Source organism: Microbacterium proteolyticum, assembly GCF_029639405.1.
Taxonomy (GTDB): domain Bacteria; phylum Actinomycetota; class Actinomycetes; order Actinomycetales; family Microbacteriaceae; genus Microbacterium.
In genome coordinates, this window is sequence record NZ_CP121274.1 from 2,544,889 (window position 1) to 2,564,891 (window position 20,003).

The following is a 20,003-nucleotide window of genomic DNA, read 5'->3' on the forward strand; positions in this document are numbered from 1 at the left end:
ATCCGTGAGGATCGCCCCCGCGCAGATGCTGCGCTTCCTGGGCCTCCGGCTGCTGTCGTCGGCCGTCGTGCTGCTCGGTGTGCTGATCGTCGTGTTCGCCCTCGTGCACCTCGTGCCCGGTGACCCCGTGCGCCTCGCGCTCGGCACCCGGTACACGCCCGAAGCGTACGAGGCGCTCCGCTCGGCGTCCGGTCTCGACCGCTCGGTGCCCGAGCAGTTCTTCTCCTACCTGGCCCACGCGGTGACCGGGGACCTCGGCGTCAGCTTCCGCAACGGTCAGCCGGTGACGACCACCCTGCTGCAGCGCCTGCCCGCCACGATCTCGCTCGCGCTCGTGGGACTGGCGGTCGCCCTCGTGATCTCGGTGCCCGCGGGGGTGTACTCGGCGCTGCGCGAGGGGCGCGTGAGCGATGTGATCGTGCGGCTGACGAGCCAGTTCGGAGTCTCCGTGCCGGACTTCTGGCTGGGTCTGCTCCTCATCTCGCTCTTCTCCGTCACGCTGGGTCTGTTCCCGGCCAGCGGGTACGTCGCCTTCGCCGAGGATCCCGCGGGGTGGGCACGTCAGGTGACCTTGCCGGGGCTCACCGTCGGTCTCGTCGCCGGGGCGATCATGACGCGCTACATCCGTGCCGCCGTCATCGACGTGGCCTCGTCGGGGTACATCCGCACCGCGGTGTCGAAGGGACTGCCCCGCCGCGTCGTGGTGTCCCGCCATATCGTGCGCGGAGCCCTTGTCCCGGTGCTGACGATCGCCGGCATCCAGTTGGCCACGATCCTCGGCGGCGTCATCGTCGTCGAGGTGGTCTTCGCCTGGCCGGGCCTCGGTCGTCTCGTGTTCGACGCCGTCGCCGCGCGGGACTACCCGCTCATCCAGGGCGCGGTGCTGCTCGTGGCCGTGATGTTCATCGTCGTCAACCTGATCGTGGACGTGCTGTACGCCGCCGTCGACCCGAGGATCCGTGCCGCATGAGCTCCATCGAACCCACCCCCGGCGCCGCGGTCGCCTCCGCCCCCGCCCCCGGGCGCGTGGCGTCCTGGCGTCTGCTCGCGAGCAATCCGCTGACGGTGGCCGCAGCGGTCGTCCTGGCGATCATCGTCCTCGCGGCCGTGCTGGCGCCGTGGATCGCGCCGTACGGGGTCAACCAGATCGACGTCGCCAACGCGCTGACGCCGCCGAGCCCCGCGCACTGGTTCGGGACCGACGAACTCGGCCGCGACGTGTTCTCGCGCGTGCTGCTCGCCGGCTCCACCTCGCTCACGATCGCCGTCTCCGCCGTGACGATCGCGCTCGTCCTGGGGCTCGTGCTCGGCGTCGTCGCAGGCTACGCGGGCGGGTGGGCCGACGCGGTGCTCATGCGCGTCGTCGACGTCATGTTCGCTTTCCCGGTGCTGCTTCTGGCCCTGGCGATCATCGCGATCTTCGAGCCGGGGGCACTCACCACGACGATCGCGATCGGCGTCGTCTACACGCCGATCTTCGCCCGCGTCGCCCGGGCCAGCACGCTGGCGCTCCGCTCCTCGCCGTTCGTGCAAGTGTCGCGCACGATGGGCACGCCGCCGGCATCCATCCTGCTCCGGCACGTGCTGCCGAACATCGGCGGTCCGATCGTCGTCCAGACCTCGCTGTCGCTCGCGTTCGCGATCCTCTCGGAGGCCGCCCTGTCGTTCCTCGGGCTCGGCATCCAGCCACCGTCCCCGTCATGGGGAGGCATGCTCTTCACCGCTCAGGGCTTCCTCGCCCAGGCGTGGTGGATGAGCGTGTTCCCCGGGGCGGCGATCTTCGTCACGGCGCTGGCGTTCAACCTGCTCGGCGACGGTCTGCGCGACGGCCTCGATCCGCGCCAGCGCACGATCATCGAGGCACGGCGGGGGGAGCGTCGCCGTAACGGGCCGCCGCGCCTCCGGCGGGACACGATCAGCACGGAGGTGCGGCCATGAGCGTCCTGGAGGTGCGGGATCTCCGCGTCGCGATCGGCGAGACGTCGATCGTCCGAGGGCTCGACTTCTCGGTGGACCGGGGTCAGACCCTCGGCATCGTGGGCGAGTCGGGCTCGGGCAAGTCGTTGACGGTGCTCGCGGCGACCGGCCTCATCGATGCCCCCGGGCGACGGGTCGAGGGCTCCAGCGTTCTGCGCACGGACCCGGATGCCCGGGGCGTCGAGCTCGTGGGAGCGTCGGACCGTGTGCTGCGCTCGGTGCACGGCGACGCGGTCGGGTTCGTCTTCCAGGACCCGTCGACCTCCCTGAACCCCTATCTGACGGTCGGGCGACAGATCGCCGAGTCGCTGGAGGCGCACCGCGGCCTGTCGCGTCGGGCCGCGCACGCCCGGGCGGTCGCGCTGCTGGAGGCCGTCGGCATCCCGGACCCGGCGGTCCGCGTCGACGCGTACCCGCACCAGTTCTCGGGCGGTCAACGCCAGCGCGTCATGATCGCGATCGCCCTCGCGTGCGACCCCGCCCTTCTCGTCGCCGATGAGCCGACCACCGCGCTCGACGTCACCACCCAGGCGCAGATCATCGACCTCGTGCAGCAGTTGCAGCACGACCGCGGGACCGCGGTGGTCTGGATCAGTCACGACCTCGGGGTGATCGGTCAGGTCGCCGACGATGTTCTGGTGCTGCGCCACGGCGAGGCCGTCGAGCAGCGACCGCTCCTCGACGTGTACGCCGATCCGCAGCACGCCTACACGAAGGAGCTGCTCGCGGCGCGTCCGCGCGTGGTCGCCGGATCCGGTCCGACGCCCGAGCCCGGCGCGGCTGCGCTCCTCGCCGTCTCCGGTCTGGACGTGCGCTTCGTCGTGCAGACACCCGCCGGTCGGCGTACCGTGCACGCCGTCGACGACGTGTCGTTCACGGTGCGCCGCGGGACCACTCTCGCCCTGGTGGGGGAGTCGGGGTCGGGGAAATCGACGATCGCGAACGCCTTGACCGGGCTCGTGGCCCCGCACGCCGGGACCGCGACCCTGGCGGATGCCGAGGGCGCGGGCGTCCGCGACGCGCTTCGCGCGAAGCGTCGTGACCGTCGGCGCATCGCCATGGTGTTCCAGGACCCGTTCGCCTCCATCGATCCGCGTCGCACCGTCGCCGACGCGATCACCGAACCGCTGCGCGTGCACCGCCTCGGCGGTTCGACCCCCGCCGCCCGTGCCGCCCGCGTGCGGGAGCTCCTGGACCTCGTCGACCTCGACCCCGCGTTCGCCCAGCGCTACCCGCACGAGTTGTCGGGCGGGCAGCGTCAGCGAGTGTCGATCGCGCGCGCGCTCGCGCTCGAGCCCGAGCTGGTCATCCTCGACGAGGCGACGGCCTCTCTCGACGTCTCTGTGCAGGCCCGCGTGCTCGCCCTGCTCCGGCGTCTGCAGGTCGAGCAGGGGCTGACGTACCTCTTCATCGCGCACGATCTCGCGATCGTGCAGCAGATGAGCCATGACGTCGCGGTGCTTCGCGACGGGAAGGTGGTCGAGGCTGCTCCTGCGGCCGAGCTGTTCGCGCACCCGCGGCAGGAGTACACGCGCGATCTGCTGGCCGCGGTGCCGCCCGAGGGACCGCGGGTGCGCTCGTGTTCCCGCTGACTTCGGCCGAACGTACGTCGGCCGCCCCCGCTGACGCGCATTCGCCCGAAGTCAACGGTACGGTGGAGCGGGGGAGGGCGCCACACGCGCGTGAGCGCGCGCCACACGTCCACGGCGCTACGCTGACACGGTCATGACACGAGCCACGGATGCCGACGAGCAGCGCACCGTCGAGACCCTCGGCGCCGCGGTGCGCGACGCCCGCAAGCGGCTCGGCCTGAGCGTGCAGGCGCTGTCGGAGAAGGCCGGGGTGAGCTTCGGCCTCGTCAGCCAGTTGGAGCGCGGCCTCGGCAACCCGTCGCTGCAGTCGCTCCAACGGCTCGCCGGGGCTCTCGGCATCCCGGTCACCCAATTGCTCGACGAGCCGGCGGTGCCTCTGGCGGTCGTGACACGCGCGAAGCGGCACATCATGCCGGTGGCCGCGGACGCCCCGCCGCACCAGCGCGCCGAGCGCGAGCTGCTGACACCGCGTGGGGAGTCGATGCTGCAGCTGATCCGCTCGACGCTGCCGCCCGGCTTCACGAACGAGGCCAGCCCGTTCCGCCACATCGGCACCGAGACGGTGACCGTCGAGTCCGGCGTGCTGGTCGTGTGCCAGTCGGATCGGCGGGTCGAATTGCACGCCGGCGACACCGTCACCTACGGCTGCTCGGCCCCGCACTGGTGGGCGAACGGACACGACGGCGAAACGGTGGTGCTGGGCGCGGTCACCCCGTTCGAGCGTTGAGGCACCCGGGCACCCGGAACGCCAGTCGCTCGCCCGGCCCCGCGACGTACTCGTCGTCGCACCGGAAGCCGCGCAGCCACGGCTCACCGTCGATGACGCGCAGGTAGAAGCCCTTCGGATAGTCGTGGTCCGCGCGCAGCGCGGGGGTGGCGACCTGCAGCGACGCGGTGGGCGCGCGACCGGTGCTGGGGATGCTGTCGGGAGCGATCTCCTGGTCGAGCCGCACCAAGCGCAGGTACGGGGCGGTGTCGGGCGGGCACAGGGCGAGGCCGTTCGTCTCCGCCGCCGCGTGCACCTGTGCGAGCGTGCCCCCGTCCGCGAGACCGAGGTCTGCGACCGAACGCTCGACGATGTCGACGGTCTCCGCGGAGCGGGTGTCGAACACGGGGTCGGCCAGCAGTACCTCGGCATACGGATTGCGTCGGATGCCGGCGGCATCGAGCTGCCGGACCAGCTCTTCACGGGCGATCCCGCCGACGTCCAGGGTCCAGGTGCGCGCACTCACCGCAGCAGGCTACGTCGCGCAACGCGAAGGCCGCGGCATCCCTCCCGAAGGAACGGATGCCGCGGCCCAGGCGATGCGGGTCAGATCTCCGAGCGCGGACCGGGGACGGTCTTGTTCACCCCGGTGACCGGCTGGTTCTCGTCGAACGAGGCGATCGGTCGCTTGAAGCCGCGCGTCAGGACGATCAGGTACACGACGCCGATGCTGGTCCAGATGAGACCGCCGATCAGCGCGTGCATGTCGAGGTTCACCCACAGCAGACCGGTGAGCAGCATGCCGATCGCGGGCATCACGATGTACCGGAAGATGTCTCCCGGCGTCTTGCGCAGGCCCTGGCGGATGGCGAACCAGGCGATCACCGAGATGTTGACGAAGGTGAACGCGATGAGCGCGCCGTAGTTGATGTAGGCCGCGATCTGCTCGAGCGTGAACGCGATGGCCAGGAGGCTCACCACGCCCACGATGATGATCGACAGCGTCGGGGTGTGCGTCTTCGGGTCGATGAAACCGAAGATCCGACGGGGGAGCACGTTGTTGCGGCCCATCACCATCAGCATGCGCGAGACCGAGGCGTGCGAGGCCAGCCAGGACGCGAGCGTCGCGGCGAAGCCGGCCGCGGTGAGCACGGCCTGCAGCACCGGGCCGCCGACCTGGACGCCGATCTCGGGCAGCGTGCTGTTCTCGATCGCCTCCGGCGGGAAGGCGGCGGAGTCGGGGAAGCGCAGCTGCGTGAAGTAGGACGCCACGAGGAAGATCGCGCCGCCGGCCACGAGGGTCAGCAGGATCGCGCGGGGCATGATCTTCGGCGTCTTCGCCTCTTCCGAGTACATCGACACCGCGTCGAACCCGATGAAGGAGAAGCACACGATGGTGGCTCCGGCCAGCACCGCGCCGAACTGCACCTCGCTGTGGGCGAAGGGGGCGAGGGACACGACCGTGCCGGCCCCCGCGCCGCCGACGAGCTGCACCGCGACCATCACGACGAACACGGTCATCACGAGGATCGAGAACACCAGCAGGATCATGTTGACGTTCGAGGTGCCGCGCATCGTGAGGTAGATGACGCCCGTGACGCCGGCGGTGAAGACGACGACCCAGATCCAGCCCGGGATGTCGGGGAAGAGCGCCTCCATGTAGCTGCGCAGGATGAGGGCGTTCACCATCGGCAGCAGCATGTAGTCGATGAGGGCCGTCCACCCGACGACGAACCCGACGCCGGGGTGGATCGACTCGCGGGCGTAGGTGTAGGCGGATCCTGCACTCGGGATGACGCGGACCATCTTGCCGTAGCTGATGGCGGTGAACACCAGCACGACGAGCGCCACGGCGTAAGCCGCGGGGACGACGTTGTTGGTCTCCTCGGCGACGAGGCCGAAGGTGTCGAAAACGACGGTCGGGGTCATGTAGCCCAAGCCGAGGCCCACGATCGACCACAGGCCGAGGGTGCGGGCGAGCTTGGCTCCCGAGCTGGACGCGGGCGCCTGCGTGGCGCCGATCTTCTCGTTCGTGGCTTCTCCTAGAGGGGCGGGTCGGGATCGGGCGGATCCGACCGAGCGGATGATGTCGGGTGGAGCTTCGGGTGCACCGCTCCGGGTGGGGGCGGAGGAGGAAGAAGCGGATGCCGCCGGGGTGGGGCGGCATCCGCTTCGCGGGTCAGAGGCGGGTCCAGGCCTCGGTGAGCGTCGAGCGCAGGATCTGCTCGATCTCGTCGAACTCGGACGGGCCGATCGTGAGCGGCGGAGCGAGCTGGATGACGGGGTCGCCCCGGTCGTCCGCGCGGCAGTAGAGACCTGCGTCGTACAGCGCCTTCGACAGGAAGCCGCGCAGCAGGCGCTCGGATTCGTCGTCGTCGAAGGTCTCCTTGGTGGTCTTGTCCTTGACCAGCTCGATGCCGAAGAAGTAGCCGTCGCCGCGGACGTCGCCGACGATGGGCAGATCGAGCAGCTTCTCCAGCGTCGAGCGGAAGACGGGGGAGTTGGCGCGGACGTTCTCCAGCAGCCCCTCCTCCTCGAACACGTCGAGGTTCTCCATCGCGACGGCGGAGGACACGGGGTGGCCGCCGAAGGTGTAGCCGTGCGGGAACGACGCGTCGCCGTGCGCGAACGGCTCGTACACGCGATCGCTGACGATCGTGCCGCCCAGCGGCGAGTAGCCGCTCGTCACAGCCTTGGCGAACGTGATCATGTCGGGCTGGTAGTCATAGGCCTCGGCGCCGAAGTAGTAGCCGAGCCGGCCGAACGCGCAGATGACCTCGTCGCTGACGAGCAGCACGTCGTACTTGTCGCAGATCTCGCGCACGCGCTGGAAGTACCCGGCAGGAGCCGGGAAGCAGCCGCCGGCGTTCTGCACGGGCTCGAGGAACACCGCGGCGACGGTCTCGGGACCCTCGAACTGGATCATCTGCTCGATGCGGTCCGCCGCCCACAGGCCGAACTCCTCGGGCGTCCCGCCGCCGAAGCCGGACTCCGCCGCGCGGTAGTAGTTCGTGTTGGGCACCCGGAAGCCGCCCGGGGTGACCGGCTCGAACATGTGCTTCATCACGGGGAGACCGGTGATGGCGAGGGCGCCCTGCGTGGTGCCGTGGTAGGCGATCGCGCGCGAGATCACCTTGTGCTTGGTGGGCTTCCCCTGGGTCTTCCAGTACTGCTTGGCGAGCTTGAACGCCGTCTCGACCGCCTCGCCGCCGCCGGTGGAGAAGAAGACGTGATTGAGGTCGCCGGGGGCGAGGTGGGCGATGCGGTCGGCGAGCTCGATCGCGGCCGGGTGGGCGTAGGACCACAGCGGGAAGAACGCCAGCTCCTCGGCCTGCTTCGCGGCGGCCTGCGCGATGCGGCGGCGTCCGTGGCCGGCGTTGACGACGAAGAGGCCTGAGAGGCCGTCGATGTAGCGCTTGCCCGCGGCATCCCAGATGTGGTGCCCCTCGCCCTTGACGATGATCGGGACGCCGGGTCCTTCGGTCATCACGGACTGGCGGGCGAAGTGCATCCAGAGGTGGTCGCGGGCTTTCGCCTGGAGGTCGGTCTGCAGGTCGATTTCGTGAAGCGTCATCGCGTTCCCCAGTTGTAGAGCTGTCGGTGGAGTTTCAAGTACACGAACGTCTCGGTCGCCACGACATCGGGCAGCGACCGGATGCGGTCGTTGAGCAGGTCGATGAGGTCGTCGTCGCTCTCGCAGACGACCTCGACGAGGAGGTCGAAGGATCCCGCCGTGGAGACGACGTAGATGACGCCCGGGAGCTCGGCCATCTCGGCCGCGATCACCCGGGTGTCTCCCGACACGCGCACCCCGATCATCGCCTGGCGGGCGAAACCGAGCTGGAGCGGGTCGGTGACGGCGACGATCTGCAGGACTCCGGCGTCCTGCAGTTTCTGCACCCGTTGCCGTGTGGCGGTCTCGCTGAGGCCGACGGCCTTGCCGATCTCGGCGTACGAGCGGCGGCCGTCCTCCTGCAGCTGTTCGACGATGGCCTTCGACACGCTGTCGAGGACCGGGCGTCGCTCCGCTGAGATGCTCATGATGGGGCGACGGTATCAGCGCTCACACACATTGCTCAATGGTGAAATCGAGACTTATTGCGCCGTAACAACGCGGAAACCGTCGTTTCGAGGACTGCCGGTGCAGAACGGGTCTCCTCGTCCCGACGCGTGTCAAGCTGGGCGGGGCGACGAACGGGAGGCCGAGCATGGCGGAGGGCGACATCACGGCGGGGCTTCGGGCCGCCCTGGAGCGCGACGACGCGTCGCTGCGTCTGCGCGCGGCCATGGATGCCGGCACCCGACCGAACGACGCGTTCATCGCCGTGCTGGTCGATCGCTGCGCCGTCGAGCCCGACTTCTTCGTCCGCGACATGCTCACCTGGGCGCTCACCCGTCACGACGCGTCGCTCGTCGTCGACGCGATCCTGCCCGAGCTCGGCTCGCCCTTCCCCCAGGCGCGCAGTCAGGGGCTGCACACGCTGTCGAAGATCGGCGACCCCCGCACGTGGAACGCCATCACCCCCGCGCTCCTGGACGACGAGGAATCGAGCGTCGCCCGGGCGGCGTGGCGGGCCGCGGCCGGACTCGTCCCGGACACCGAGCGGGCGGCACTCGCCGCCGCGCTGGCGCGGCACCTCGGCCGGGGCGACATCGAGACGCGCCGCAGCCTGAGCCGCGCGTTCGTGATGATCGGCGAGGAGTCCGGGCCCGCGGTCGACGCCGCGACGGAGGCGGACGACGAGGCCGTGCGCGTCCACGCCCTCGCGACGCGCGCCCTGATGGACGACCCGGATGCCGGGTTCGAGGGCGCCGTCGACCACGCGCGGCGCGTCAACGCCCAGCGCCACGCGCCGGCGGGACCGGCCGCCGACCCGGACGCGGAGCAGCCGGCGCCGGACGCCCCCGAGGCGGGGACACCCGACGCCTGAGCCGCGTCAGGCGAGGCTCGACATCACGTGCTTGAGGCGCGTGTAGTCCTCGAAGCCGTAGACCGAGAGATCCTTGCCGTAGCCCGAGTGCTTGAACCCGCCATGGGGCATGTCTGAGACGAACGGGATGTGGGCGTTGATCCACACGCACCCGAAGTCCAGGTCGCGGCTGAAGCGCAGCGCGCGGCCGTGTTCGCGGGTCCAGACGGATGCCGCGAGCGCGTAGGGGACGTCGTTGGCCATGTGCAGCGCTTCGGCGTCCTCATCGAACGCCTGCACCGCGAGGATCGGACCGAAGACCTCCTGCTGGACGAGCTCGTCGTCCTGCCGGAGACCCGTCACGATCGTGGGAGCGAAGAAGAAGCCGGTGTCGCCCACGCGGTGTCCGCCGGTCGCCACACGCGCGTGCGCCGGGAGACGGTCGACGAATCCCTGCACGCGCGTCAGCTGATCGGGGTTGTTCACGGGGCCGAAGAACGCGTCGGGGTCGTCCGGTGCGCCGACCTTCACGCTCTCCCCGACGTAGGCGACCAGGCGCGCGACGAGCTCGTCGTGCACCGACGCGTGCACGAGCACGCGGGTCGCGGCCGTGCAGTCCTGCCCGGCGTTGAAGAACGCCGCCTGCGCGATCCCCGCCGTCGCGGCATCCAGGTCGGCGTCCGGGAAGACGATCGCGGGGGCCTTGCCACCGAGCTCGAGGTGCACGCGCTTGACCTGCCGCGCCGCCGACTCGGCGACCTGCATGCCCGCGCGGACCGACCCGGTGATCGCGACGAGCTGCGGGGTGGGGTGCTCCACGAGCGCCCGCCCGGTCTCGCGGTCGCCGAGGACGACGTTGAGCACGCCCGCCGGGAGGATCTCCGCGGCGAGCTCGGCCAACCGCACGGTGGTCTGCGGCGTCGTCTCGCTGGGCTTCAGCACGACGGTGTTCCCCGCCGCGATCGCCGGGGCGATCTTCCAGATCGCCATGTTCAGCGGGTAGTTCCACGGCGTCACCTGCGCCACGACACCGATGGGCTCGCGGCGCACGTAGGACGTGAACCCCTCGGCGTACTCCGCGGCCGCGCGGCCGTCGAGGTCGCGCGCGGCGCCGGCGAAGAAGCGCAGCTGGTCGACCGACTGATCGATCTCGTCCGCCACGAGAGTCGCTCGAGGCTTCCCGGTGTCCTCGGACTCCAGGTCGGCGAACTCCTCGGCGTGGTCGGCGAGGGCGTCGGCGAGCCGGAAGAGCGCGAGCTGGCGCGCGGCCGGGGTCGTCAGCCGCCACGACGCGAAGGCTCGGGATGCCGCCTGGAAAGCGGCATCCACCTCCTCCTCGGTCGAGCACGGGGCCTGGGCGTACACCTCGCCGGTGACGGGACTCACGAGGTCGAGGAGCCGCCCGGTCGACGGCGAGGAGACGCCGTCGACCAGGTTCGTCAACGTCTTCACGCCGCGGCCGCCTCGTCGGCGACGGAGAGGGCCGCGTCGATGATGTCGAGGCCGCGGACGAGGTCCTCCTCCGAGATCACCAGCGGCGGGGCGACGTGCACGCGGTTGAAGTGCGTGAACGGCCACAGGCCGGCCTTCTTGCACGCCGCGGCGAAGGCCGCCATCGGAGCGGCGGCAGGACCCGCGGCGTTGAACGGCACCAGCGGTTCGCGGGTCTCGCGGTCACGGACGAGCTCGATTGCCCAGAACAGGCCGCGACCGCGGATCTCGCCGATCGACGGGTGCTTCTCGGCCATCTCGCGCAGGCGCGGTTCGACGACGCGTTCGCCGAGGTCGCGCACCCGCTCGAGGATCCCGTCCCGGCGGAACACCTCGAACGTCGCGATGCCGGGGGCGCACGCGAGCGGGTGGCCCGAATACGTCAGTCCGCCGGGGAAGGTCACGGTGTCGAAGTGGCTCGCGATGGCATCCGAGATCACCACTCCGCCCAGCGGCACGTAGCCCGAGTTCACGCCCTTGGCGAAGGTGATGAGGTCGGGCGTGACGTCGAACGCGTCGACGGCGAACCACTCGCCGATGCGGCCGAAGCCGACCATGACCTCGTCGGCGATGTAGACGATGCCGTACTTGTCGCACAGCGCACGGACACCGGGGAGGTACCCCGGCGGCGGCACGAGCACGCCGTTCGTCCCGACGACCGTCTCGAGGATGATGGCGCCGATGGTCGAGGCGCCCTCCAGGATGATCGTCTGCTCGAGGTGCTCGAGCGCGCGGGCGGTCTCCTCCTCCTCGGATGCCGAGTGGAACGCGGAGCGGTACGCGTACGGGCCGAAGAAGTGCACGACCGACGCGTCGGCGGGCTCGTTCGCCCAGCGCCGCGGGTCGCCGGTCAGCGTGATGGCCGTGGAGGTGTTGCCGTGGTAGCTGCGGTACATCGCGAGCACCTTGCGCTTGCCCGTGACCAGGCGCGCCATGCGGACCGCGTTCTCGTTGGCATCCGCTCCGCCGTTGGTGAAGAACACCTTCGAGAAGCCCTCGGGGGCGACCTCGGCGATGAGCCGCGCGAGCTCGCCGCGCGTGCCGTTGGCCATCGCGGGCTGGATCGTGGCGAGATCGCCGGCCTGGCGCTGGATGGCCTCGACGAGGTCGGGGTGCTGGTGCCCGAGGTTCAGGTTCACCAGCTGCGACGAGAAGTCGAGGTAGCTGTTTCCGGCGTAGTCCCAGAACGTCGCGCCCTCGCCACCGGCGACCGGCAGCGGGTCGATGAGCGCCTGGGCGCTCCACGAGTGGAAGACGTGGGCGCGGTCGTTCGCGCGGACCTGCGCGTCGGCGGCGAGGTCGGGGGAGGTGAGGGTCATGATCGTTCCTTTCCGGATGCCGCGGGTCAGTGGTTGCTGGGGAAGCCGAGGCTGATCTGGCTCTCGCTCGGGTCGGGCCAGCGGGTCGTGACGACCTTGCTGCGCGTGTAGAAGTGGATCGATTCGGGGCCGTAGATGTGCGAGTCGCCGAAGAGCGAGTTGCGCCATCCGCCGAACGAGAACGCGCCGACCGGGACCGGGATCGGGACGTTCACGCCGACCATGCCGACCTCGATGTCGAACTCGAACTGGCGGGCGGTGCCGCCGTCGCGCGTGAACACCGCCGTGCCGTTGGCGAAGGGGCTGGAGTTGATCAGCTCCACGGCCTCGTCGTACGTCTTCACGCGGACGACCGAGAGCACGGGTCCGAAGATCTCGTCGTCGTACACCTTCATGCCGGGGGCGACGCGGTCCACGAGCGAGACGCCGACGAAGAAGCCGTCGCCCTCGAACTGCTGCGTCGTGCCGTCGACGACGACCTCGGCACCTTCGGCTGCGGCTCCCGTGACGTAGGAGGCGACCTTGTCGCGGTGCTCGCGCGTGATGAGCGGACCCATCTCGCTCGCGGCATCCGTGCCCGGGCCGATCTTCAGGCCCTCGATGCGGGATGCCACCTTCTCTACCAGCGCGTCGGCGACGTCGTCGCCCACCGCCACCAGCACCGACACGGCCATGCAGCGCTCGCCGGCGGAGCCGTACGCGGCCGAGACGGCGGCGTCGGCGGCGGAGTCGAGGTCGGCGTCGGGCAGGACCACCATGTGGTTCTTGGCGCCGCCGAGGGCCTGCACGCGCTTGCCGTTCTCGGCGGCACGCGAGTAGATGGACTTCGCGATCGGCGTCGAGCCGACGAAGCTCACCGCGCGGACGTCGGGGGAGTCGAGCAGGGCGTCGACCGCGACCTTGTCACCGTGCACGACGTTCAGCACACCGGCGGGGAGCCCGGCCTCCTCGAACAGCTTCGCGAGGAAGAGCGACGCCGACGGGTCCTTCTCGCTCGGCTTCAGCACGACGGTGTTGCCGCACGCGATCGCCGAGGCGGTCATCCACAGCGGCACCATGACGGGGAAGTTGAACGGCGTGATCGCCGCGACCACGCCGACCGGCTGCTTGACGGAGTGCACGTCGACGCCGCGGCTGACCTGTTCGGCGTGCTCACCCTTGAGGAGGTGCACGAGGCCGGCGGCGAACTCGACGTTCTCGATGCCGCGGCTGATCTCGCCCTTGGCATCCGAGAGCACCTTGCCGTGCTCGGCCGTGATGATGGCGGCGAGCTCGTCGGTGCGCTCGACGAGCAGGTGGCGCAGGCGGAAGAACACGTCGGCGCGCTTGATGAGGCTCGTCGCCCGCCACGCGGGGAGGGCGGCCTTGGCGACGGCGATCGCCTCGTCGACCTCGGCCGTGGAGGCGAACGCGACCTGCGCCTGGACGCGACCGGTGGCGGGGTCGAACACGTCGCCCGTCCGCTCCGCGGCACCGCGGGCTTCGCCGTTGATGTGGTGGTGGATGACGGTCATGCGGATCCTCCTGTGTCATCGGCCATCCGGACAGATCGACCGGGAGCGCCGTAGGGTGTTCACTGCCGATTCTGCGCCACGAAGAGGGGAATGCGCCCATGGCTGATCGTCGCGAAGACGAGCGCTCCCGGACAGATCGTCCGGATGCCGTCGAGGTGACCGTCGACCGGGGGCTCCCCACACTCGCCGAGGTTCTCGACTCGCCCGCGCTCGCCGTCGGAGCCCCCGAGGTGCTGGTCGGCGGAGCCGCCCTGTCGGTGCCCGTGCGGTGGGTGCACGTGTCCGACAGTCCCGGAGTCGCGCGCCTGCTGGAGGGCGGGGAACTGCTGCTGACGACCGCGTCCGCCTGGCCCTCGGAACCCGTGGACCTCCGCGCCCTCGTGTACGAGTTCGTGCGCGCGGGGCTCGTCGGGATCGTCATCGAGCTGGGCGCCCACTACCGCTACCTCCCCGCCGTGGTGGTCGAGGCGGCCGCCGGCGCGGGACTCCCGCTGATCGCGCTGCACCGCGAGATCAAGTTCGTCAGCGTCACCGAAGAGGTGCACCGGCGGATCATCGACGACCAGACGGCGGCGCTGCGGGCGCGCGACGAGGTGCGGACGCTCTTCACCTCGCTCGCACTGCGCGGCGCGCCCGCCGACTACGTCGTGGAACGCCTCGCCCACACGCTCCGCGCTCCCGTCGTGCTGGAGTCGCTCGCGCACGAAGTGATCGTGGCCGAACTCGCGGATGCCGACCCCGCTGTGCTCCACGACTGGCAGGAGCGGTCGCGTCGGTTCGGCGACGACGGCGACGACGGCCGGTCCGTCGTGCCGGTGGAGGCGCGCGGTATCCGCTGGGCGACGCTGGTGGCGCTCGCCGGTCCCGGGCATCCCGCCGGACGACGGGCGGTGCTCGAACAGGGAGCCACGGCCCTCGCCCTCGGGCGCCTGGCCGACCCCGAAGGAGAGGACTGGGCGCGCCTTGGCCGTCGCCGGCTCATGGATGCGCTGCTGGGCGGCCGGTACGGCTCGGCCGACGAGGTGACGGCGCTCCTCGGTGCGGCGCGCCTCGATCTGCCCGGGGCGGCGCTCTTCGGTCTCGCGGCCGACGGCGCGACCGCCGCCGACGTGGAGGCGGCGGCGATCGAGCTCGGCGGACGCGCCCTGTGCGGCACCCCGCGCGGGGCGGGCGAGCGCGCGGAGGGATGGATGCCGGTCCTCCTCGCCGTGCCCGCTCCCACGACCTTCGCGGGCGGGGCGGCCGAACGCTTCCGGGCGCGCCTGCGCGGTGAGGAGCGGGATCCCCGCCTCGCCGTCGGTCCGCGCGTCGACGGCGGCGCGGGCGCTGCCGCGGTGCCCCGGCTGCTGGACTCGCTCGAGCAGGCGCTCGATCTCGCCGACGTGGGCGACCTGCCCGAGGGGGCGGTGCACTGGGTCGTGCGGCATCCGCTCCTCCGCTTCGTGTCGTCGCTGCGGGGCGACCACCGGCTCCTCGAACACAGCGAGGACCTGCTGGCACCCGTCCTCGCCGCCCCACCCGCCCGTCGACGCGATCTGCTCGCGGCGCTGGGGGCGATCGTCGCCCACCCGGGCAACCGCACGGCGGCGGCCGCCGCGGCGCACGTGTCGAGGTCGGTGTTCTACCAGCGGCTCGATCTCGCCGAGCGCGTGCTGGGCGTGGATCTGGACGACGGCGAGGTGCTGGCAGCGCTGCACCTCGCTCTCGTGGTGCATCGCGCACATCGCTCGCCGGACGGCCCCGCAACGCGCTGACGGCCGCCCGAGTCGCCCGCTACGATGACCGGAACGGGCGGGGGAGTGGGAATGAGGGAGTGGTCGACGCGTCTGCGTCGTGCGCGGATGCGGGTGGCCGCGTTCGCCGCGGCCGCGGGACTTCTGATCGCGGGGGCGATCACGGCGCCCGCCGCATCGGCGGCGACGCTGCCGGGGTGGCTGTCGACCAGCGGGTCGACGATCGTCACCTCGACCGGCGCCCCGTACACGATCAAGGCCGTCGCCTGGTTCGGCATGGAGACCTCGAACTGCGCGCCGCACGGTCTGTGGTCGATCTCGCTCGACGAGGGGCTGACGAGCATCGCCGCGATGGGGTTCACCACCCTGCGCCTGCCGTTCTCGAACGAGTGCCTCGCGGCGAAGCAGACCAACTCCATCAACGCCAACGCCAACCCCGGGCTCGCCGGTCTCACGCCGCTGCGACTCCTGGACACCGTGATCGCCCGAGCCAAGGCCCACGGGCTCTCGGTGATCCTCGACCGTCACCGCCCGGACTCGGGGGCGCAGAGCGAGCTCTGGTACACCGCGCAGTACTCGGAGAAGCGGTGGATCGACGACTGGACGATGCTCGCCGCGCGGTACAAGGGCGACTCCACCGTCATCGGCGTCGATCTGCACAACGAGCCCCACGGCCCCGCGTGCTGGAACTGCGGTGATCCCGCCCGCGACTGGCGAGCCGCGGCGACGCGCGCGGGCAACGCCGTGCTCGCGGTGAACCCCCGGCTGCTCATCATCGTCGAGGGCGTGGAGCGGCAGAACGATGGCACCAGCACCTGGTGGGGCGGCGGTCTGAAGGATGTCCGCTCCGCCCCGGTCACGCTGTCGGTGAAGAACCGCGTCGTCTACTCGCCCCACGACTACCCGGCCTCGGTGTACGCGCAGAAGTGGTTCACCGCCCCCGGGTACCCCGCGAACCTGCCGGCGCTGTGGGATGCCAACTGGGGGTACCTCGCGAAGGAGAACATCGCGCCCGTCCTTCTCGGCGAGTTCGGCACCAAGCTCGAGACCGCGAGCGACAAGGCGTGGCTGACCGCGCTCGTCGACTACCTCGCGCAGCGGAAGATCAGCTACGCATACTGGTCGTTCAACCCCAACAGCGGCGACACCGGCGGCCTGGTCGCCGACGACTGGCGTACCCCGCAGACCGCGAAGCTCGCCGCGCTGAGGCCCATCCTCACGCCCGTGCCGCAGCCGACTCCGACCGCGACGCCGAAACCGTCGGCCACGGCGACGCCGAAACCCACCGCGACCGCGACGCCGAAACCGACGGCCACCGCGACGCCCAAACCCACGGCGACCGCGACGCCGAAGCCCACGGCGCCCGCGACGCCGAAACCGACGGCCACCGCGACGCCCAAACCCACGGCGACCGCGACGCCGAAACCGACGGCCACCGCGACGCCGAAACCCACCGCGACGCCGAAGCCGACCGCGAGCACCGCGTCGGCCGCGGTCACGGCGACCTGGATCCCCCAGAGCGCGTGGGGCGAGGGGTACGTCAGCGAACTGACGGTGACCGCGGCGACGCCCGTGGCCGGGTGGACGGTGTCGTGGGAGTCTCCCGGCGCCACCGCCGTGACGAACACGTGGGGCATGACGTGCCTCCTCCGCTCCTCGACGGTCACGTGTCGGGGCGAGGGATGGGCGGGATCCCTCGCGTCGGGGCAGACGGTCCGGGTGGGGCTGCAGATGGCCGCGACCGCGGCTCCGGCCGCTCCGCCGCTGAGCGTCTCCGCGAACTGATCGCCGCGCGGGCGGCATCCATATCTCGCCCATAGGTCGCCCAGGGCGGCCGTTAGGAGTGCGGTGCCTACGATGCGGCGGTGACCGCCACCCTGAGCATTCCGCAGACCCCGCTCGCTCGGCCCGCCGCGACGTCTCGTCCGCGTGGCCGCGCGTGGCCGTGGGGGCTCGCGGCGGTCGGCCTCGTGGCGCTGGTCCTCACCGCGTGGCAGGTGTGGGACGGCGCGCCGTCCGCGTACTACGCCTCGATCGCCCTGTCGATGAGCCAGTCGTGGTCGAACTTCTTCTTCGGCGCCATGGACCCCTCCGGCACGGTCACGCTCGACAAGATCCCGGGCTCGTTCTGGGTGCCGGCGCTCTTCGTCCGGGTCTTCGGGTACTCGACGTGGGCGGTGATCCTCCCCAATGCCCTCGCCGCCGTCGGCGCGGCGCTGATCACCGCCGTCGCGGCCCGACGTCTGGCCGGGGTGCGCGCGGGGCTGCTGGCGGGGGCGATCGTGGCGGTCACCCCGATCTTCGTGGCGGTCTCGCGGTCGAACCAGCCCGAGTCGTTCTTCGTCCTGGGACTGTCGATCACGGCATGGGCGGCCATCCGCGCGATCCAGCAGCGCAGTTTCGGCTGGCTCGTCGTGGCCGGCGCGGCGATCGGTCTGTCGTTCCAGTTCTACATGCTGGAGGCGTGGGCGGTGTGGCCGGCGCTGGCCGCCGCCTACCTCGCCACCGCGCAGTCGTGGGCGCGTCGCATCGGGCACCTCCTCGTCGCGGGCGCCGTCAGCGTGGTCGCGTCGCTGTGGTGGGTGGCGATCGTGGCGCTGATCCCCGCGGGCAGCCGCCCGTACATCGGCAGCACGCTCGGCGACGACCCGTGGGAGATGGTCTTCGGATACAACGGGCTGGGGCGTTTCGGCGCCACGAGCGACAGTTCCGCCTACGAGTCGTTCACCCCGCCGTTCTCGGGGGATCCCGGGGTGTTCCGCCTGTTCAACGCGCAGCTGGCCGGTCAGATCGCGTGGCTGATCCCCGCGGCGATCGTGGCGCTGGTGGTGCTGTGGCTCCTCCGCTTCCCCCGTCCGCTCGCCCTCCTTCTCACGGTGTGGCTCGCCACGTTCGGCGCGATGTTCTCCGTCGTCGCGGGCATGCACCAGTTCTATACGTCCGCCCTCGCCGTCCCCCTCGCTCTCGCGGTGGCGACCGCGCTCGCGTGGAGCGCCCGCGCAGGAAAAGCCTGGCCCGCGGTGGCGATTCTCGCGTCCGCGGCGGTCACTGCGGTGGGCATCGCGTTCTCGGTCGGCGGGTACAGCATCCCCGTCGCGATCGTGCAGGCTCTCATCGGGGTCGTCGCCATCGTGCTGCTGCTCTCGCGCCATCGCGCGCGGATGGTGACGACCGCCGCGATGGTCGTCGGGCTGCTCCTGACCCCGGCGGTGTGGTCGGCCGTGACGATCGCGCACCCCAACTCGATCAACCCGGTGGCCGGAGGGGTGTCGGAGATGGCATCCGGGTTCGGTGGCCGGGGCGGAACTGCCGGCGGCGCGCAGACGGGTGGCGCGGGCGGGTTCGCCGGCGCCCCGGGCGGCGCCCCGGGGGCCGGGGGAGCGGGCGGGATGGCCGCGCCCAACGGCGGCGCGGGAGCACAGGACGGGACGCGGGACGGTCGCGGCGCTCGCTCCGGATCCGGGACGACGGGCGGCCAGGGCGCGACCGGCGGCGCGCCGGGCGGGACCGGCGGGTTCACGGCCGGGGCGGGCGGCTTCGGCGGCGATCAGACCGCGCTGCTGTCATGGCTCGAGCAGAATCGCGGCGGCGCGACGTACCTCGCGGCCACCTTCGGCGCGCAGAGCGCCGCGCAGCTCATCGTCGCCTCGGACGGCGAGGCCGTGCTCCCGATCGGCGGATTCAACGGAACGGATGCCGCGCCGACCCTCGACCGGTTCATCTCGCTGGTCGAGAGCGGGCAGCTGCGCTACGTCATCGCCGGACAGGATCGTGTGGGCGGCCCCGGGGGAGCGTCGGTCGGTGCGGGCGACTCGTCGACCGGTACCGTGTCGGCTCAGATCCGCTCGTGGGTGGAGCAGAACTGCACGACGGCGGCCGACGCCCCGAGCACCGTGTACGTCTGCGGAACGGTCGCGGGCGGCTCCGGAGCGTAGCGGCGGCCGAAGTGGAGCGGCGGCCGCTCAGAGGTCGCGGGAGAGGAACGCCACGCCCGCCTCACGGAACGTGCGGGCGCCGGGGGCGTTGACGTGGTGCCGGCCGGGGATGTCGACGAACTCGCCCTGCGGGAGGAGACCCGCCAGGCGCGCGGACTGGTCGTGGATCGGATCCTCGGTGCCGGTGGCGATGAGCACCGGCTGCGGCGGGGGCGACGCGGGGTCCGGATCGGTCTGCCCGAGCCGCATGCCCTCCGCGATGGCGACGAGGGCGCGCAGGTCGTTGCCGGGCACGCGCTCGGCGAGCGACATGTAGCGCTGGGTGGTGGCATCCTGAACCGGCTCGCCGTGATCGAGGAAGGCCCGCGCCTGGTCGACCTGGAGTCGCGCGAGGGGACGACCGTCGGGGATGCCGCCGAGCACCGCCCGCTCGACGTGCTCGGGGGCATCAACCGCGAGCTGCCAGCCCACGCGGCCGCCGAGGGAGTACCCGAGGTAGCGCACCTGGTCGACGAGGTAGGTGTCCAGCACCGCGACGAGGTCGGCGACGAGCGCGTCCATCCGGTACGACGCGGCGTCGTGGGGCTTCTCGCTCAGACCGTGGCCGCGCTGATCGACCGCGAGCACCCGGAATCCCGCCCGGAGGAGGTCGCGCACCCAGCCGGTGTTGACCCAGTTGTCCCGCGTCGACGACCCGAAGCCGTGGACGCACAGCACCGGCGGCGCGTCGTGGTCGCCCCACGAGTACGTCGCGAGGCGGATGTTGTCGCCCACGATCACGAACTGCGCGGGGGGGACCTCGGTGAGCGCGGGCACGGCATCCATT

At 71.4% G+C, this 20,003-nt stretch carries 16 protein-coding genes; 8 read left to right on the top strand and 8 right to left on the bottom strand.

Annotation, left to right across the window (positions count from 1 at the left end; all coding sequences use genetic code 11):
* The first annotated feature begins 4 nt into the window (after window positions 1-4).
* The 4 genes from P8R59_RS12790 (at window position 5) to P8R59_RS12805 (ending at window position 4,296) form a co-directional block, all read left to right on the top strand.
* Complete coding sequence (locus P8R59_RS12790; RefSeq protein ID WP_278101381.1) at window positions 5-970, top strand: ABC transporter permease; 966 nt, start codon at window positions 5-7, stop codon at window positions 968-970.
* Window positions 967-1,938, top strand: a complete 972-nt coding sequence (locus P8R59_RS12795; protein ID WP_278101382.1) for an ABC transporter permease — start codon at window positions 967-969, stop codon at window positions 1,936-1,938. Before P8R59_RS12790 ends, P8R59_RS12795 begins: the two co-directional genes overlap by 4 nt.
* Entirely contained in the window at window positions 1,935-3,569 is a 1,635-nt protein-coding gene (locus tag P8R59_RS12800; protein WP_278101383.1) for a dipeptide ABC transporter ATP-binding protein, read from the top strand. Before P8R59_RS12795 ends, P8R59_RS12800 begins: the two co-directional genes overlap by 4 nt.
* A gap of 133 nt (window positions 3,570-3,702) precedes the next feature.
* Complete coding sequence (locus P8R59_RS12805) at window positions 3,703-4,296, top strand: helix-turn-helix domain-containing protein (RefSeq protein ID WP_077052547.1); 594 nt, start codon at window positions 3,703-3,705, stop codon at window positions 4,294-4,296.
* Here the strand turns inward: P8R59_RS12805 and P8R59_RS12810 are convergent.
* From P8R59_RS12810 to P8R59_RS12825, 4 genes are all read right to left on the bottom strand, one after another.
* Window positions 4,277-4,801, bottom strand: a complete 525-nt coding sequence (locus P8R59_RS12810) for a hypothetical protein (protein ID WP_278101384.1) — start codon at window positions 4,799-4,801, stop codon at window positions 4,277-4,279. The two genes, P8R59_RS12805 and P8R59_RS12810, sit on opposite strands and share 20 nt — an antisense overlap.
* Window positions 4,802-4,881: 80 nt before the next feature.
* The gene (locus P8R59_RS12815) at window positions 4,882-6,237 is read right to left on the bottom strand and encodes an APC family permease (protein WP_278103827.1); all 1,356 of its coding nucleotides are present in this window, start codon (window positions 6,235-6,237) and stop codon (window positions 4,882-4,884) included.
* Window positions 6,238-6,454: 217 nt separating this feature from the next.
* Window positions 6,455-7,849, bottom strand: coding sequence for an aspartate aminotransferase family protein (locus tag P8R59_RS12820; protein ID WP_077052544.1), 1,395 nt, complete (start codon window positions 7,847-7,849; stop codon window positions 6,455-6,457).
* Window positions 7,846-8,316: an Lrp/AsnC family transcriptional regulator gene (locus P8R59_RS12825; protein ID WP_022878024.1), complete on the bottom strand. Its 471-nt coding sequence runs from the start codon at window positions 8,314-8,316 to the stop codon at window positions 7,846-7,848. The genes P8R59_RS12820 and P8R59_RS12825 overlap by 4 nt, the downstream gene beginning before the upstream one ends.
* Window positions 8,317-8,483: 167 nt before the next feature.
* Here P8R59_RS12825 and P8R59_RS12830 point away from each other — a divergent pair, with 167 nt between their 5' ends.
* On the top strand, window positions 8,484-9,206 hold the full coding sequence (locus P8R59_RS12830; protein ID WP_278101385.1) for a HEAT repeat domain-containing protein: 723 nt from the start codon (window positions 8,484-8,486) through the stop codon (window positions 9,204-9,206).
* Window positions 9,207-9,212: 6 nt separating this feature from the next.
* Here P8R59_RS12830 and P8R59_RS12835 read toward each other — a convergent pair whose 3' ends face one another.
* The 3 genes from P8R59_RS12835 to P8R59_RS12845 are packed head-to-tail and all read right to left on the bottom strand — an operon-like array spanning window position 9,213 to window position 13,509.
* On the bottom strand, window positions 9,213-10,628 hold the full coding sequence (locus P8R59_RS12835; RefSeq protein ID WP_431606895.1) for an aminobutyraldehyde dehydrogenase: 1,416 nt from the start codon (window positions 10,626-10,628) through the stop codon (window positions 9,213-9,215).
* A gap of 5 nt (window positions 10,629-10,633) precedes the next feature.
* The gene (locus tag P8R59_RS12840) at window positions 10,634-11,995 is read right to left on the bottom strand and encodes an aspartate aminotransferase family protein (RefSeq protein ID WP_278101387.1); all 1,362 of its coding nucleotides are present in this window, start codon (window positions 11,993-11,995) and stop codon (window positions 10,634-10,636) included.
* 26 nt (window positions 11,996-12,021) lie between these two features.
* Window positions 12,022-13,509 carry a CoA-acylating methylmalonate-semialdehyde dehydrogenase gene (locus P8R59_RS12845; protein ID WP_278101388.1) on the bottom strand — a complete coding sequence of 496 codons (1,488 nt, stop codon included), beginning with the start codon at window positions 13,507-13,509 and terminating at the stop codon, window positions 12,022-12,024.
* A 98-nt stretch (window positions 13,510-13,607) separates the two neighbouring features.
* Between P8R59_RS12845 and P8R59_RS12850 the strand changes: the two genes are divergently transcribed.
* The 3 genes from P8R59_RS12850 (at window position 13,608) to P8R59_RS12860 (ending at window position 19,177) form a co-directional block, all read left to right on the top strand.
* Window positions 13,608-15,263: a helix-turn-helix domain-containing protein gene (locus P8R59_RS12850; protein ID WP_278101389.1), complete on the top strand. Its 1,656-nt coding sequence runs from the start codon at window positions 13,608-13,610 to the stop codon at window positions 15,261-15,263.
* Window positions 15,264-15,314: 51 nt separating this feature from the next.
* A complete protein-coding gene (locus tag P8R59_RS12855; RefSeq protein ID WP_278101390.1) occupies window positions 15,315-17,027 on the top strand; it encodes a cellulase family glycosylhydrolase in 1,713 nt (570 codons plus the stop codon).
* A gap of 80 nt (window positions 17,028-17,107) precedes the next feature.
* On the top strand, window positions 17,108-19,177 hold the full coding sequence (locus P8R59_RS12860; RefSeq protein WP_278101391.1) for an ArnT family glycosyltransferase: 2,070 nt from the start codon (window positions 17,108-17,110) through the stop codon (window positions 19,175-19,177).
* Between the two features lie 27 nt (window positions 19,178-19,204).
* On the opposite strand, the gene P8R59_RS12865 is transcribed toward P8R59_RS12860, so the two are convergent.
* Complete coding sequence (locus P8R59_RS12865; RefSeq protein ID WP_278101392.1) at window positions 19,205-20,002, bottom strand: alpha/beta fold hydrolase; 798 nt, start codon at window positions 20,000-20,002, stop codon at window positions 19,205-19,207.
* Window position 20,003: the final 1 nt, after the last annotated feature.

What these genes read in the sequence shown, in the direction of transcription:
- P8R59_RS12795 (WP_278101382.1), top strand. Translation starts at nt 967, where the DNA reads ATGAGCTCCATCGAACCCACCCCCGGCGCCGCGGTCGCCTCCGCCCCC.
- P8R59_RS12800 (WP_278101383.1), top strand. Translation starts at nt 1,935, where the DNA reads ATGAGCGTCCTGGAGGTGCGGGATCTCCGCGTCGCGATCGGCGAGACG.
- P8R59_RS12805 (WP_077052547.1), top strand. Translation starts at nt 3,703, where the DNA reads ATGACACGAGCCACGGATGCCGACGAGCAGCGCACCGTCGAGACCCTC.
- P8R59_RS12820 (WP_077052544.1), bottom strand. Translation starts at nt 7,849, where the DNA reads ATGACGCTTCACGAAATCGACCTGCAGACCGACCTCCAGGCGAAAGCC.
- P8R59_RS12825 (WP_022878024.1), bottom strand. Translation starts at nt 8,316, where the DNA reads ATGAGCATCTCAGCGGAGCGACGCCCGGTCCTCGACAGCGTGTCGAAG.
- P8R59_RS12830 (WP_278101385.1), top strand. Translation starts at nt 8,484, where the DNA reads ATGGCGGAGGGCGACATCACGGCGGGGCTTCGGGCCGCCCTGGAGCGC.
- P8R59_RS12840 (WP_278101387.1), bottom strand. Translation starts at nt 11,995, where the DNA reads ATGACCCTCACCTCCCCCGACCTCGCCGCCGACGCGCAGGTCCGCGCG.
- P8R59_RS12845 (WP_278101388.1), bottom strand. Translation starts at nt 13,509, where the DNA reads ATGACCGTCATCCACCACCACATCAACGGCGAAGCCCGCGGTGCCGCG.
- P8R59_RS12850 (WP_278101389.1), top strand. Translation starts at nt 13,608, where the DNA reads ATGGCTGATCGTCGCGAAGACGAGCGCTCCCGGACAGATCGTCCGGAT.
- P8R59_RS12855 (WP_278101390.1), top strand. Translation starts at nt 15,315, where the DNA reads ATGAGGGAGTGGTCGACGCGTCTGCGTCGTGCGCGGATGCGGGTGGCC.
- P8R59_RS12865 (WP_278101392.1), bottom strand. Translation starts at nt 20,002, where the DNA reads ATGGATGCCGTGCCCGCGCTCACCGAGGTCCCCCCCGCGCAGTTCGTG.